This window comes from Mycolicibacterium anyangense (genome assembly GCF_010731855.1).
GTDB classification, from domain to species: Bacteria; Actinomycetota; Actinomycetes; order Mycobacteriales; family Mycobacteriaceae; genus Mycobacterium; species Mycobacterium anyangense.
Genome location: NZ_AP022620.1, coordinates 4,731,372 through 4,746,805, shown reverse-complemented (window position 1 = coordinate 4,746,805; position 15,434 = coordinate 4,731,372). Strand labels below are relative to the sequence as shown.

Below are 15,434 nucleotides of genomic sequence, written 5' to 3'. Positions count from 1 at the left end.
GCTCCTTTTGCGGGTTCGGCGTCCGAATCTAGCCTGATCTTGGTCTTCACCAATCCTGTTCGTCGACAACTCAGGGATCGCACCCGCGGGCCCGGACCACTGACCTGCGCCAGTTGCGCAAAGACTGTGAAACGCCTGTGCATCCGCTGGCTGCGCGTTACCGTCACGGCCACAGCCGCATACCAGCCGACGAAGACCGGGAGTGCGATATGACGACGATCAAACAGGTTTGCCTGGGCGCCGCGGTCGCGGGCGTGGTCGCGGGTGCCGGGACGGCGCTGGGGACCGCGGTCGCCTACGCCGAATCCCCCTCGTCCGACTCGCCGGGCACCTCGCAGTCCGACCCCGGCGGTGCCGCCTCGCATGCCGGCACTGCGGGCCGGTCGGCCAGGTCGGCGGGGACGTCGGCTCGAACCGGATCGCCCGCCGGGGACAGCTCGCCGCAACCGACCACATCATCGGCCAAGACCCACTCGCCGGAGTCGGGTGCTGTGGTGCGCCGGACGGCGACGCTGCTGCGCGATCTCGCTCCGGCAGCAGAGTCGGCCGCCACCGACACCGACGTGGTCGGCGTCGTCGAGCCCGCGACTGCGGCACCGACCGCCACGGCGGCACCGAAGCCGGCGGCGTCGGCCCCGCTTGCCGCCGCCGTCGTCCCCGCACTGGTACGCGCCCCCGCCCCGGCGGCCCCCGTGTCGATTCCGCTACTGCCGCTGCTGCCCACCCCCGCCGCACCGGCACCGGCCGCCGCGTTCGCCCTGAGTGCCTCGGCCAGCAGCGCCCGGGTGCGCAGCGCGAGCGCGCTGATCACCCAGCTGTCCGCGACGCCCACCCACGTGCTGTTGATCGGGACCGACGGCACCAACCTCGACAAGATCCTCGCCGACCCGGTCGCCAACGCCGGCTTCATCAATCTGATGAACCAAAGCGTCACCGGCGCAACAAGTATCGTCGGGCACACCACGATCTCGGGCCCGTCGTGGACGACGATCCTCACCGGTGTGTGGGACAGCAAGAGCGGGGTGATCAACAACCTGTTCAACCCGGCGCCCTACAACGCCTGGCCCACCGTGTTCAACCTGATCGAATACAACAACCCCTCGATCAACACCGCGGTGATCGCCGACTGGAAGTACATCAACGACATCGGTAATGCCGGCGGCTACAAGGCCGACGTCAATGACTTCGTCGACTTCACCAACAGCTGGGCCGACACCGATAGCCAGGTGGTGTCGAAGACGATTCAGATGATCCAGAACACCCAGGCCACCGACTCGACGTTCATCTTCTCCTACCAGGTGCAGGTCGACGAGGCCGGCCACGCCTACGGCGGCGGGTCACCGCAGTACGCCCAGGCCGTCACCAATGTCAGCGACAACATCGCCGACATCATGGCCGCCATCGATGCGTGGGAAGCCGACCCGAACAACAACGGCGAGAAGTGGACGGTCATCGTCACCACCGACCACGGCCACCAGCAGTCGCAGGGGTTCGGCCACGGCTTCCAGTCCCCCAACGAGACGTCGTCGTTCATCATCTTCGACCTCGAGGGCGATGACGCCAATGACGGCAAGCAGAACCTCGGCTACACCAACGCCGACATCACGCCCACGATCATCAACCTGTTCGGCCTACCATCGCGCTCGGACTTCGACGGCGTCCCGCTGGGCACCAAGGGCAGCAGCATCGTCGACCCGGTCGACCTGGTGCAGTCGCTCAACGACGCGATCGACATGTACGGCTATCCGAACATCGGTACCGACATCGCGCTGGGCGTGCGGACCGTGTTCGCCTCGATCCCCTACTTCCTCAACAACTTCGTCACCAGCATCACCGACCAGCTGCAGGGGATCGTCGATCAGGACATCTTCCTGATCAGCGCACTGGCGGGCATCGCCGAGGCACTGGTCAAGATCACCGGCGACATCGTCGTGGGAACCACCCAGGCACTCGCCCGGGTGGTGGCCCGAGCCACCGGCTCCGGCGTGATCGCCCCGACCGATCCCCCGCTGCCCCCGCCGCCCGGTGCCGCCGTGGTGCCGGCCCCGGCGCCGGTGCTGCTGACGGTGAACGTGGCCTGACCGAGCCTCGCCGGATCACGAGGCTCGACCGCTCGGGTCACTGCAGTAACTTTCGTCACTGAGTGCGTAGTCTGGACCGATGCGCTCATCCCACGGCGTGAAAGCCGGCCTGGCGGCGGCATTGCTGGTCACCGCCGGTATGGCGGCCGCCGGGTGCAGCACCACGACCGACGGCGCGGCCACCTGCCCCGGCTGCGGCCCCGGCGGGGAACCCAGCTTTCCCACCAGCCGGCCCACCGTCGCCCCGCCGACCACCACCACGACCACTCCGTCCGGCCCCTCGACCGGTGGCCAGACGCTGTCACCCAGCTCAAGCGGATACGTCTACATCGAGACCAAGTCCGGCCAGACCCGCTGCCAGATCAACTCCGAATCGGTGGGCTGCGAGTCGAACTTCACCAATCCACCGGTCGTCAACGACCAGCCGGCCAACGGTGTCGAAGTGAGCGCTGCGGGCAGTGTCCGCTGGATCAGCGGGAACCTCGGCGCGATCCCCACCACACCGATCGACTACAGCACCTATCACGCGGTCGGCTGGACCATCGACGCCAGCAGCAGCGGCACCCGCTTCACCAACGACGGGACGGGCCACGGGATGTTCATCAGCACGGGAGGCGTCGAGGTCTTCTAAGCTGGCGCAGGTGGACTTCCGTGTGTTCGTCGAACCTCAGCAGGGCGCCAGCTACAACGATCAGCTCGCCGTCGCACAGGCAGCTGAATCCCTCAGCTACTCAGCCTTTTTCAGATCCGACCACTACCTGGCCATGAGCGGGGACGGTCTTCCCGGCCCGACCGACTCGTGGGTCACGCTGGCCGGGATCGCCCGGGAGACCACCACCATCCGGCTGGGCACGCTGGTGACGTCGGCGACCTTCCGCTACCCCGGCCCGCTGGCGATCTCGGTCGCCCAGGTCGACGCGATGAGCGCCGGCCGGGTCGATTTCGGGATCGGAGCCGGCTGGTTCGAGGCCGAGCATCAGGCCTACGCGATCCCCTTCCCGCCGCTGGGCGAACGCTTCGAGCGGCTCACCGAACAGCTCGAGATCATCACCGGCCTGTGGAGCACGCCCGCCGGCGAGACCTTCGACTACCAGGGCACCCACTACTCCATCACCGATTCGCCGGCGCTGCCCAAGCCCGCGCAGCAGCCATACCCGCCGATCGTCATCGGCGGTGGCGGCGCCAAGCGGACGCCCGCGCTGGCCGCACGGTTCGCCGCGGAGTTCAACCTGGCCTTCCCGACCCTGGACTTCGTCGAACCGCAGTACGGCCGGGTCCGCGCTGCCCTGGAGAAGGTGGGCCGCAGCCCCGACGACATCGTCTACTCGGCGGCGTTCGTCGTGTGCGCCGGGCGCAGTGACGCCGAGATCGCGCGGCGGGCCGCTGCCATCTCCCGCGACGTCGACCAACTGCGTAAGGACACCCCGCTGGTCGGGACGCCGTCGGAAATCGTCGACCGGCTGGCCCCTTTCATCGAGGCCGGCGTGCAGCGGGTGTACCTGCAGGTGCTCGACCTGTCCGATCTGGACCATCTGGAGTTGTTCGCCGAGGTGGCGCGCCAACTCGCGTGATTGCGGAAAGCGACGTTCGCGCTGGCGGGGCGGCTAGCATAGGTAGCCGTGGCGAAAACTGACCCCACCGGGGCCACCGGCTATTCCGCCGAGGACGCCATCTCGTTCCCCGATCCGTTCGGTCCGTACCCCGACCAGCCCTATCCCAGTGGTTCGGTCGCCGGCTCACCGCCAGCCGAACCGGCCGCTGTCACCGGGCCCCCGCCGCCGGTCGACGACGCCGATCCGCCCACCGACCCCGCGTTGCCGGCAGTCGCTGCCGACGACGGGTTCGACCCGTTCGCCGCTGACGCGTTCTGGTTCCCGGAACGGCCGTGGTACCGCAAGCAGTCGGCAACGATCGCACTGTGGGCCATCGGTGCGGCCGTGGTCGCCATGCTGGTCGCGGCGGTGCTGCTGGTGGTCCGCGGTTCCGGCGAATCCGGCAAGCCCAACCAGGACACCGCCCCGGCCACCACGGGGCCGTCGACCACACCGCTGAGCAGTTCGAAACCGCCGGAGCCGCCCCCGCCCCCGCCACCACCGCCGGAGAGTCCGCCGGCCTCGGCGCAGCCCCGCAACACGTGGGTGCCGCAGTACCCGAGTCAGGGTGGCAACGGCCGGCCCAACGTCACCACACCGCAGACCAGGCCCCCGCAGATCAGCGTCCGACCCACCCACCGCCCGGCGTTCCCCAACCAGCCCGGCGGGGGCTGACGGCTACTATCGGAACCCGTGGCGCGCGACGGTTACCCCGACGACCCGAACAACTACTCCGAGAGTGACCCCACCCAGTACGCCAACTACGGCGGCACCGGGGGTGAGGCGTACAGCGACTACCAGGAGGCGGGCTATGGCCAGCCGACCGGCTACGGGCAGTATCCCGACCCGCAGCCGCCGACTCCCTGGTATCGAAAGCCGTTGGCGCTGATCGGTCTTGGTGTGCTCACCGCAGTGGTGCTGGCGTTCCTGGTTTACGCCGTCGTCAAGTTCACCGGCGGTGATTCGACCAGCCCGTCGGTCACGTCGAGCACCACACCGACGTCCTCGGTGGACACCTCGTCGCCTGCCTCGGTGGCACCGGGCACCGGCGGCACCACCGCGACCGTGACCGAGTCTGCGAGCACCACCACCGAGACGCCGACCACGACCAGCCAGACGCCGACCACCACGACCACCACCGACACACCGTCGACGAGCACCAGTACCAGCACGAGTACGTCGACGAGCACCAGCACAGCGGTGGTGACCAGTACGACCACCGAGACGGTCACCACCACCCAACGGGTGCTGCCCACCCTGCCGACGCTGTTCCCGCGGCCCGGCCAGAACGGCCAGTAGCCCTCAGTACCCGCGTGCGGCGTACTGAGCCACCAGCGCCTCGGCGCTGCGCACCGCCGCCCGGCAGGCCCGCGTCGTGAACGGGTCGTTGAGGGGGTGCTCGGCGCGCCGGCGCCACCGTTGGGCGGCGGCGAAAGCGGCCCGCGGCCCGTCGTAGGGCACCTCGGGGGTCAGCCCGAGCCGGCTGGCCGGATCGGTCCCCGACCCGCCGATGATGCGCCGCAGCGACGCCATTTCATCGTCAGTGAAGGTGGTTGGCCGGGAACGTAATTGGCTCAGCAGCCGGAGTTCCTCGAAGGCGTGGGTGTCGGCGAGCAAGGGATCGATATCGGCGATCACGTAGGGCGTCGCCGCAATGGGGTTGGCCTCGACGAACCGGCGTAGCGAGACCAGGGCGGTGTGCGCCTTGAGTGATTCTGAGCGTTGTGCGAACTGTTGGTCGATCACATCGCGCAGCGCCACCAGCCCGCTGCGCTCGAGCAGTTCGTCGGCCAGCGCCACCGAATCCTGGACACCGGCTCGCAGCACCGCGATCGAGATCCGGATGCCGAACATGCCGAACCGGTCGAGCAGCGCGGCCCGAGTGGGCACATCCACGGGCAGCTCGATGTCCGGTCGGACGAACCGGTCCACGCTGAGCATCGCCTTGTTCAAGTCGGCCGGGTCGACGGCGGCGAGTTTCTGCAGGGCGGCGAACTCGCTCTGCCGCAACGTGCGCGCGGTCAGGGCGAGCAACCCGGACACCGGGACCACCGCCTGGCAGATGCCGGTGCGGTCGAGTTCCTCGGTGAACCGGTTGGCCACATCCTTGGCCGACATCATCGCGTCGAGGCGACCCGCACCGATCTCGTCGGCCCGTGACGCCACCCCGATCACCCCCAGTGCGCCCGAAGACCCGCCGACCAGTTCACCGATCTGCCGCAGCAGCGCGATGTCGGCGGCGTTCAGGGTGCGCAGCAGGAACACCACGGCGTCGACCCGGGGCACCCCGTCGTCGGGCACCAAGAGCCGCAGCGTCCGCTCGGAGACGTCTCGGGACAGCGACGACGTGCCCGGGGTGTCGATGATCGTGGTGTTGATCAGCTCGACGGCCGGCCACTCCACGTCCAGATCGGCGACCTGGACCGGGTCGAGATCACCGAAGTCGAAGGTCAGACCGTCAGCTCTGGCGATCGGCACATTGGTCCGCCGGCCACCGACATGGTTGGCGGTCACCTTGGGGACCGGGCCATGCCGGAACCACGTGACGATGCGGGTGGCCTCGGTGGCGTCGGTCGGCGCGATGGTCTCGCCCACCAGGGCGTTGACCAGGGTCGACTTACCTGCCTTCAGGGTGCCGGCCAACGCGATCCGAATCGGCTGGTTGAGCCGGGCGGCAATCCGGTCCAGCTCAGCGAACACGTCGGGGCGCTGCTGGTATCCGGGTTCGGTCTCATAGGCGCGACGGGTGCCGGCCAGGATGGCGCGTACCTGATCGCTGGTGCTCATCGAGGGTCGAGTCTACGGTCCAGCGCGCGTACTGCCGGACGGCTAGTATCAGCCGCCATGGCCCCGACGACGCCGTGGTACCGCTCTTCGGCGGCCACCCTGGCAGCGGGACTGCTCGGTCTGGGCATCATCGCCGGACTGGTGTTCGCCGTCATCACGATGTCGGGGCGCTGGAGCAGCGGCGAGAGCGAGACGGTGGTACCACCGGGCACACATCTGCCCGAGCCCCCGCACTTCGCCGCCACCACGACGGCGGGCACCTCGACGACCTACACCACCGTGCGGTTGTCCACCACGGATATCGGCGTGCCGGGCGAGGCCGCGTCGACGACGGCGACCACGACGCCCACCGACACCCCGGCGGTGCCGACGGCACCCCCACCGGGCGCGGTCGCACCGACCTTCCCGGGCAGCTTCCCGACCCGGGTCACCCATCCGCCAGGCACCATCCGGACCGGACCGCGGCTCAACGAGACCCGGACGCTGTACCCGCAGCCGTAGCAATCACCTTGCCGGGAACAGCTTTTCGGCGTTGTCGAGCACCTGGCCCAGGATGTTGAGCTGACGTTCGAGCTCGCCGATGCGATTGTTGCGTTCGGTCTCCTCCAGACGGGCGGCCGCGATGGTGGACTGCAACGACTCGTTGAGCGAACGGGTGGTCTGGTTGGCGATCTCGCGGTAGTGGTCGCGCAGCTGGCGCTGGACGTTCTTGAGCCGGTCGCGGGATTCCTTGGCGACCACGAACAGGACGTCGTCGGCGAAGCGGCGAAGGTTGGTCTTGGCCTCGTTGCGCACCCGCAGCATCCGGTTCTCCATGTCCTCCTTGTATGCCTTGCGCCCAAGCAGCAACCCGGCGCCCAACGACAGCGGGTTGAACATGCCCAGCCCGGCCACCGAGGTGAGCATGCCGAACATCAGCACACCGCCGTAAGAACCCCGCATACTGGTGATCACCTTGTGGCCCTTGCCAATCGGCTTGGACTCCAGCCGCGCCAGCGACTTGAGCCTGCCCACCTCGGCACCCATCTCCCGCGCACTGACCTCGGGCATCTTGATCGCATCGAGGCCGGCCTCGACAAAGGTGCGGGCCACCTCGGCGGCCAATGCCTCGGCACGCTGGTAGGCCCAGACGAAGTTGTCCCCGACCGCGTTGGCCACGTCGTCCTCGACCTGGGCGCCGATCTCGGCCCACTGCTGGGTCGGATCGCACCCGTCGATGACCCCCTCGGCGTGCTGGGTGATGGCCCGGAACCGGGCCCGCAGATCATGGTCGACGTCGGCGGTCAGATCGGCGATACCGTCGTTGAGCACCTGCTGCCACAGCGCGGTCTGCTGCAGGGCGTCCTGGGCTTCCTGCTTGCGACGCTCCAGATCTGCTGTGAGTCTGCCGATCTCATCCGGATCACTCAGCGCGGCCAACTCGGCGTCGACTGCCAGCCGCAGATGTTCTGCAGCGGAACGGATTTCGTTGACCACATGGTCGCGCACCCGATCGTTCTCGCGGGAGAGCACCTTTTCGGACAGGAACTTGACGATCGCCGGGAAATTGGATTCCTCGTTGAGTTCCTTGTCGTTACTCTGGATCGCGTGGCTGCGCAGCAGCGAGGACACCGGGATCATCGGCAAGTCCAGACCAGCCCGCTGCAAGTGGGCGGCATTGGTGTCCACGATCTGGCGCCAGTACGGGTAGAGGTCGGTCTTGGTGGCGACGATCGCCGCGACCGGGCAGACCTCGTAAGCCTGGCGGATGAACCGCATCTCGGGTTCGGTGAACTCCTGGCTGGTATCGCTGACCATGAGCATCGCGTCGGCATCGGGCAGCAGGCCCAGCGTGGCCGACAGATGTGGTTGCCCGTGGCCGCCGACGCCCGGGGTGTCGATGAGGGTCAGGCCACCTCTGAGCAAGGGACTGGGGGCGCCGACTTCCACCCGCAGCACCTCACGCCCGCCGGCTTGTGGTGCGCGGCGCAGGTCGTGGCGGATGTCGGTGACCGGGATGTCGACGACATCGGGCTCCAGCCCGTCACCGGTCGACACGATCAGCTGTGCGGTGGGCTCGTCGGCATAACTGACGACGGTGACCAGCGCGGTGGTCTCGTCGTCGCCCACCCGGGCCACCGGCACGTTGAGCAGCGAGTTGAGGAGCTGACTCTTGCCCTGCTTGAGCTGCCCGGCGACGACCACCCGGATCTGCGGGTCGCTGATCCGCTTCTTGGCCTCCGCCAGGCGTGCCGCCAGGTCCGCCCGATCGTTGAGGGTGGCGATCGCGCTGGTGTGTTCGATCAGCTCGACGATCACCTGTACCCGGCGCGGGTCTTGCTGCGGTTGCGTCACGTGTCCTCCCGGTTGTCCACCGTATGCGCAGACAACTGGCGGGGACCTCCAGACTTGCTGAAGGTCCCCGCCGCCGTCCGATCAGAAGCCGAGCAGGTGGTTGCCCGACGCCAGCGCGAGATCGTTGCTGTTGTCGAGGTGGCTGTTCACCAGGGTGGTGTCATGGCTGGTGTCGAACAGTGCGTGGCTCGAGCTGTCGTGCGTGGCGATGTCGGTCACCGTCGTCGGGTGCACCGAGTTGTCGGTGTGCTCGCTGACCGCGGTCGAGGCGGTGGTCGCGGTCTGGGTGTGCGTCGGGACGCTGACCGAGTTGCCGCTGTTGGTCGAGGTGTGGCCGTCGATGACGGTGATACCACCGCCGCCCGCGTTGCCGCCGCTGGCATGCCCGCCACCGAGCCCGATCAGGCTGCCACCGGCGCTGGCGCCGCCGCCGTTGCCGCCGCTGGCGTCCACGTCGTGGAACACCGGCCCACCGTTGTCCTTGATGACGGTGCTGCCACCGGTTGCGGTGGTGCCGTGGTCGTCGATCTGGCCATGTCCGAGAGCAACATTGGCGCCGGTCCCGGCCACCACGTGGCCGTTGTTGACGTCGTTGCTGTTGCCGAGCACCGCACCGTCACCGCTGACGATGTCACCGCGGTTGGCACCGCCGACCACGACACCGCCGTCGGTGGCGGTCTGGGTTGTCTTGTTGCCGAACGTGATGTCACCGAAGCCGAGGTTGAAGCCACCCTGCTGGGCGTTCGCGCCGGCTGCCTGGTCGGGGCTCAGCAGCGAGGTGTCGTTGTGGCTGGCCAGGTCGGTCTGCGGGGCGAAGGTCGGCGCGGGTGCATACACCGGCTGGAACGCTGGCGCGTAGGCCGGGGCGAACCCGTATTGGTTGGACACCGCGCGCTGCAGGCCGGCGATCGGGTCGCCGTCGCCGAGCACGAGTCCCGGCACGGCGGTGGCGGCCACCGCCGACACCTGGGCCGGGCTGACGCCGGCCAGGCCGGCGTCGCGCAGGGACTGATCCGGGGCGGCGACGAAGGAGCGGGCGGCGTCCTCGTCGCGGAACAGGTTGAGGATCCAGTCGATGAGAGTGAGCATGGTCGGAACCTTTCGGGCGTGCCCGCCGGGCTGTCCGGCGATCTGGACATCACGCTATGGCCGCCGCCGGAACCCGAAAACGGGGCGAGATCCCCTCGTCGCGTTACCCCCACCCGGGATCGTTGCGGGCTCTCCGTTAGGGGATTAGGGGGTCCCTAGGAGACGGCCCCAAAAACGCCTAAACCCCACGTCGCGGGACGTGGGGTTGACCGTGGGCAAGGGTCAGAAGAGGTCGAATCCCGGATGCTCGGCACCGGAGTGCGCGTCGGTGGTGTGGGAGTGCTCCCAGCCGGCGTCGGTGATCCAGTCGGGGGTGTGACCGGGATCGGCATGCTGATCCAGTTGGGGCTCGGCGAACTGAGTCGACGGGTCGGTTGGCGTCGGATCCAACAGCGCGGAGTCCGGGCCGGTGTCGGCAACCAGGACATGGTCGGCGGCCCCCGGGTCCTGGATGACGCCGGTGTCCACCGGGTGCGTATCGGCCACCGGATGCGATACCGCGGCGTCGAAAGCGTCGAAGGCGGCGGTGGCAGCGCCACTGGCCCACACGTTGCCGCCCCCGCTCGGGTCGGCACCGAAGGTGGGCGTGGCCGTGGACAGTGAATCGGCCACCATCGGGATCAGGTTATTGACATCCACGCTGGTCACATCGGGCAGGTGAGCGTCAGCGATGGCGCCGGCCGGGTCGGCGGCGTAGCGTGCGGCGGCATCGGGGTCGCGCACCAAGGACATCACAAAGTCGAGCAACGAGTTTGCCATGTCACGTCTTCTCCCCTACCGCCGATACTCACAGCGGAATTCCAGCTGCTGACAAGAATGCTATCGGCGAAACCAGACACCCGGATCGGTGCCGAACCCATCCCGCTGACGGCGACGTTAGGGGATGCAGCCTTAGGGGATTCCACGCCATTAGGGGTTTATTGCCGGGGATCAGGGCAGTCAGCCGTTATGGTGAAAACCGCCGCTGCGCGCAGCTGAAGGGAAGTGCGAATTGAGCGACTCGCTGGGGTTGTCGATCGGGACGGTCAACCTGGCGGCTGCCCGCCCGGGCCGCCAGCCGGTGACCCGGAGGTCGGTGCTGACGCTGTGGGACAACCGCCCCGCCGAGGTCGGCGTCCCGTCGCAGAACCCGGAGTTGACCAGCCCGAACCTGACCGAGGCGGGTCAGGTGTTGCGCGGCTTCGTCGAACGAGTCGGAGATCCGGTCCCCCTGGTGGCTGCCGACGGGTCTGCACACAGCGGTGAGGCACTGGCCGCTGAAGCCCTCGAGGCGATGGCGCGGGCCGTCGACGACGGCAAGCCGCCATCGACCATCGTCATCGCCGTGCCCGCGTACTGGGGCCCCGGCGCCGTCGGCGCGCTGCGGGGAGCGCTGCGGTCACGGCCCGCGCTATCCCCCGGCGGGGTGGCCCCGACACTCATCTCGGATGCCACTGCAGCACTGGCCTCCCTTCAGGCCGACCCCGGTCTGCCCAGCCAGGGTGTGGTGGCGCTGTGCGATTTCGGTGGCAGCGGAACCAACATCACCCTGGCCGACGCGGGCGCCAACATGGCGCCCATCGGCGAAACCGTGCGTTTTGCCGATTTCTCGGGTGAACAGATCGACCAGGCGCTGCTCACCCAGGTGCTGGCCGCGGTGCGCGACGCCGCCAACGCCGATCCGGCCAGTACCGCCGCGGTGGGCGCGCTGACCCGCTTGCGCGACGAATGCCGACAGGCCAAGGAGCGGTTGTCCGCCGAGACGGCGACCGTGGTGCCGGTGGAGCTTCCCGGGGTCCGCACCGAGATCCGGGTGACGCGCGCCGAGCTGGAGGGCCTGATCGCCGAGCCGCTGGCCGGCTTCCTGGATGCTCTGGGGGATGCCCTGGAGCGCAACAGGATTCCCGCTGTCAACCTGGCCGCGGTGGCGACGGTCGGCGGTGGCGCGGCGATACCCATCATCACCCAGCGGTTGTCCGAGGAACTGCGCGTGCCGGTCGTCACCACGCCACTGGCCGGTCTCAACCCAGCCATCGGAGCCGCGGTGATCGCGGCGCGGGGTATCGCCCCGGACGCGCCGACCGGCATGTCTGTTGCCGCCGCCGATGCCCCGACTGGTTTGGCGCCCGCGGCATGGGCGGCCGGCGCGGCCGGCGCGGCCGCCACCGAGTCAGCCACCGACGGTTCGCCGTCGGCGACGTTCCGTGCACTGGCCTGGTCGCAGGACGACGAGGCGGGCGAGGAGCCGGTGCCCTACTCCGGCGAGGACTACACCTTCGACTACGCGCAGCAGGCCCAAGGTGCCAGCGGCGCGCGGCCGATGATCGAGTTCGACTCCGACGCCCAGGAGACTGCGCTGGTCGACGCCCCGGTGCCGTGGTACCGGCGACCGCCGCTGCTGTTCGGGGTCGCCGCCGCGGTGGCCGCGGTGGCCGTCGGCGGCCTGGCGATCACGCTGACGAGTGCGGACAGCACACCAACCACCACGACCACCCGCGTCACCAAGCCGGGCGAGCAGACCGCCGATGCCGTCACCACGAGTGTTGTTCCGCCACAGACGGTTACGGTGACCGGCGACAACGGCAGCCCGACGGTGTCGACCGTCCCGGCCTCGACCACCACCCAGCCGGTCAGCACCACCACAACCACCACGACCACGCCGTCGACCACCACAACCACCACCACGACGACGACGACGACCACAACGACCACAACCACCACCACGACCACGACGACTCCGCCGACGACGACCACCACCACGACTCAACCGACGACGACGACCACCGCCGCACCCACCACCACGACGACCGTCGCGCCGCCGACCACCACGGTCGCACCGCCGACCACGACACCCGCCGCGGTCACGACGACGGCAGCAGTGGTCACAACGACCGCGGCCGCGGCAGCCACCACCGCACAACCGCCGACTCACCAGGCCGTGGTCACCACCGAAGCGCTGATCCCCGCTGTCGGCGGACCCGAGAGCTAGCCACACCGTGACCGAACTGGTTGCGCTGCAGAGCCTTCCGGCAGCCGCGAAGGTGGTGGTCGATGCCCTGACGGCGACACCGCCCGGTCCGGTCAAGGCGCTGGTCACCGGCGGAGTCGGTACCGGTAAGAGCACCGTGCTGGCCGCGATCCGAGAGGCGATGCGCGCCACCGGGGCGGCGGTGAGCACCCGACTGCCGGGCCCGCAGGAACGTCCGGCGGTGGTGGTGATCGACGACGCGCACCTGCTCGGCCCCGAGGAACTCAGCCGCCTCGCCGAGCTGGCCGGCGCGCCGGACTCGACCGTCGTCGCCGCCGCCGAGCCCCGCGAGAGCGACGAGGCGTTGCGTGCGCTGGTCACCGCCATCGAGCGCGAGCGTCCCCGCATAACCCTGGGACCTCTTGCCGCAGCTGATGTTTCGCGCCTCCTGGCTGATCCGTCCGGACACCCCCCACGCGGCGAACTAGTCACCAACATGATGGTCGCGACCGCAGGCATTCCGTTCCTGGTGTCGGCGGTGGCCGATTCAGCGCGACACCCGTCACCCAACACGGTTGCCCAGACTGCCTTTTTCACACTTATCGAGCGGCTACGCCGGTTGGCAGAGCCGGAACTGGACGCTCTGCTGGTGTGCTCGTTGAGCTACGACCTCGGCGCTGCCGACCTCGCGGCCGCCCTCGCTGTTCCCGCCGAACGCGCCCAATTGCTGGTGGACCGGGCCCGGGCCACCGGCCTGGTGGAACCGTCGCACAGCCCGCACTTCCTGCGCTCGGTGCACCGCGCAGCGGCACAAGTGGTGGGCAATGCTCGTCATCGCGAGCTCGAAACCTCGCTCCTGCGTTCACAGATCGACATGTCGACCCTGTCACCGGCATTGGCGCTGCGGTTGGCCGAACATGGTGTTCGCGACCAGCAGCTAGCCGACGTGCTGCGCGAACAGGCCGCCGCCGGCCGCGGCGATCCCGCCTCGGCCGCGCGCCTGTACCGCGCAGCGGTCGACGCCGGCGCTGCCGAACTGCGTCCCGAACTCGCCGACGCACTCGCCCGATCCGGTGACTGCGCGGCCGCCGCCGGCGAAACCGACGACCTGTTGGGCTCGGCAGATCCGCGGGAGCGAGCCGCCGCGGTTCGCGTCGCGGCGAGCATGGCGGCGCACACCGGCAACAGCGCTCAGGCCGCCGAACTGTTCACCTGGCTTGGCCCGTATCCCGAGGCGGTGGTGAGCGCAGCCGCGACGATCGTGCTGACGTCGGTCGGCGATGCGGCCGCGGCGGCAGCGGCGCTGGCTGCCGCGGACGCCGGTCCGCCGACGGCAGCCTCGCGGGCAGCTCGCACACTGGCCGACGGGTTACTCACGACTGTGTCGGGCCCGTACTCGGCGGCGGCCACCAAGCTCGGGCAGGCCATGGCCGTCGAGTACTCGGCGGCACAGGTGCTTCCCGACAGCCCGGTCGCCGTGGTCACCTTGGCTGCTCTACACGCCGGCGATCCGGTGCGTGCCCGCAGTGTGATCAGCCGGGCGGTGCGCGCGGGCCGGGACAACCCCGATCCGCTCTACGGTCACCGGCATCGGCTACTGCTGGCCTGGGCCAAGATGCAGGACGGTCACCTCGCCGGCGCCGGCAGCGATCTGGCCAGCATCGACGACGCCGCGCTGCAGCGCCGCGATGCGCTGTGGGCGGCGGCCCTGCGGACTGCGATCGCCCGGCGTGGCGGTGACACCGGCGCGGTGCACAAACACTGGTATGCGGCCGTGGAGGTGCTGGCGGAGTATTCGGTGGACCTATTCAGCCTGCTGCCGCTGGGCGAGCTGTGGGTGGCGTCGGCCCGGATTCGCCAGCAGGACCGCCTTGCCCCGGCCCTCGAGCAGGCCTTCGCGATCCTGTCCGCGCTCGGCAATCCGCCCACCTGGTCGGTGCCGCTGCACTGGGCCGGGGTTCATGCGGGGATCCTGGCCGGTGACCCGGGCGCGGTGACACCGCACGGGCAGGCGCTGGCCGCCGCCGCTGCCCACAGCCCGTTCGCCAAGGCACTCGCCGGGGCGGGGCGGACCTGGCTGCGCGTGCTCGCCAATCAGGTCGACGCCGACGAGGTGAACACGGCGTCGCACAGCCTGGCCCAATTCGGACTCACCTCGGATGCCACCCGCTTGGCCGGGCAGGCCGCTCTGCAGGCCAGCGATCCCAAGGTGTCGGGTCTGATGCTCCAGATTGCCCGCGATCTCAAGGTCGCCGCAGGCGAAGGCGGCGAGGAGCCCGGTGCGCCCGCCCCGGAACCGGGTTCCGGGACCGGCCACGCGCGGCCGACGTCGTCGCCGCTGTCGGATCGGGAGCGCGAAGTCGCCGAGCTTCTCCTGATGGGTATGCCCTATCGGGATATCGGCGCCCAGTTGTTCATCTCGGCGAAAACCGTCGAGCACCACGTCGCACGCATCCGTCGGCGCCTCGGTGCCGAATCCCGTTCGGAGATGTTGTCGATGCTGCGGGCGATGCTGACCAGCGAGGCGTGACCCCGGACACTATCCGGGAACTTAGGGCAGCCTTTGTAGCGGTGCCGTTCCCCGAGATGCAACTATGAGCTGGA

General features: G+C 69.2%; 12 protein-coding genes. 8 read left to right on the top strand and 4 right to left on the bottom strand.

The features are described from left to right. The first annotated feature begins 209 nt into the window (after positions 1-209). The 5 genes from G6N35_RS22335 to G6N35_RS22315 all read left to right on the top strand — a co-directional run bounded on the left by G6N35_RS22335 (position 210) and on the right by G6N35_RS22315 (position 4,972). A complete protein-coding gene (locus tag G6N35_RS22335) occupies positions 210-2,081 on the top strand; it encodes an alkaline phosphatase family protein (RefSeq protein ID WP_246224469.1) in 1,872 nt (623 codons plus the stop codon). Positions 2,082-2,160: 79 nt separating this feature from the next. Then, on the top strand, positions 2,161-2,712 hold the full coding sequence (locus G6N35_RS22330; protein ID WP_163806213.1) for a hypothetical protein: 552 nt from the start codon (positions 2,161-2,163) through the stop codon (positions 2,710-2,712). Position 2,713: 1 nt separating this feature from the next. Beyond that, positions 2,714-3,652 (top strand): LLM class F420-dependent oxidoreductase, encoded by a 939-nt coding sequence (locus tag G6N35_RS22325; protein ID WP_163807866.1) that lies wholly within the window; start codon positions 2,714-2,716, stop codon positions 3,650-3,652. Between the two features lie 48 nt (positions 3,653-3,700). Further along, positions 3,701-4,348 carry a hypothetical protein gene (locus tag G6N35_RS22320; protein ID WP_163806212.1) on the top strand — a complete coding sequence of 216 codons (648 nt, stop codon included), beginning with the start codon at positions 3,701-3,703 and terminating at the stop codon, positions 4,346-4,348. An 18-nt stretch (positions 4,349-4,366) separates the two neighbouring features. Further along, complete coding sequence (locus tag G6N35_RS22315) at positions 4,367-4,972, top strand: hypothetical protein (RefSeq protein WP_163806211.1); 606 nt, start codon at positions 4,367-4,369, stop codon at positions 4,970-4,972. Between the two features lie 3 nt (positions 4,973-4,975). Here the strand turns inward: G6N35_RS22315 and G6N35_RS22310 are convergent, their stop codons facing one another. Then, a complete protein-coding gene (locus G6N35_RS22310; protein ID WP_163806210.1) occupies positions 4,976-6,460 on the bottom strand; it encodes a dynamin family protein in 1,485 nt (494 codons plus the stop codon). Between the two features lie 57 nt (positions 6,461-6,517). Here G6N35_RS22310 and G6N35_RS22305 point away from each other — a divergent pair, with 57 nt between their 5' ends. Further along, on the top strand, positions 6,518-6,961 hold the full coding sequence (locus G6N35_RS22305) for a hypothetical protein (protein WP_163806209.1): 444 nt from the start codon (positions 6,518-6,520) through the stop codon (positions 6,959-6,961). A gap of 3 nt (positions 6,962-6,964) precedes the next feature. Here G6N35_RS22305 and G6N35_RS22300 read toward each other — a convergent pair whose 3' ends face one another. The 3 genes from G6N35_RS22300 to G6N35_RS27070 all read right to left on the bottom strand — a co-directional run bounded on the left by G6N35_RS22300 (position 6,965) and on the right by G6N35_RS27070 (position 10,642). Further along, on the bottom strand, positions 6,965-8,794 hold the full coding sequence (locus G6N35_RS22300; protein WP_163806208.1) for a dynamin family protein: 1,830 nt from the start codon (positions 8,792-8,794) through the stop codon (positions 6,965-6,967). Between the two features lie 81 nt (positions 8,795-8,875). Continuing rightward, on the bottom strand, positions 8,876-9,883 hold the full coding sequence (locus G6N35_RS22295) for an IniB N-terminal domain-containing protein (RefSeq protein ID WP_163806207.1): 1,008 nt from the start codon (positions 9,881-9,883) through the stop codon (positions 8,876-8,878). A 222-nt stretch (positions 9,884-10,105) separates the two neighbouring features. Continuing rightward, positions 10,106-10,642: an Rv0340 family IniB-related protein gene (locus G6N35_RS27070; protein ID WP_197748436.1), complete on the bottom strand. Its 537-nt coding sequence runs from the start codon at positions 10,640-10,642 to the stop codon at positions 10,106-10,108. Between the two features lie 232 nt (positions 10,643-10,874). Here G6N35_RS27070 and G6N35_RS22285 point away from each other — a divergent pair, with 232 nt between their 5' ends. Beyond that, on the top strand, positions 10,875-12,851 hold the full coding sequence (locus tag G6N35_RS22285) for an Hsp70 family protein (protein WP_163806206.1): 1,977 nt from the start codon (positions 10,875-10,877) through the stop codon (positions 12,849-12,851). Between the two features lie 7 nt (positions 12,852-12,858). Continuing rightward, on the top strand, positions 12,859-15,360 hold the full coding sequence (gene iniR, locus G6N35_RS22280; protein ID WP_246224468.1) for an isoniazid response ATPase/transcriptional regulator IniR: 2,502 nt from the start codon (positions 12,859-12,861) through the stop codon (positions 15,358-15,360). Positions 15,361-15,434 lie beyond the last annotated feature (74 nt).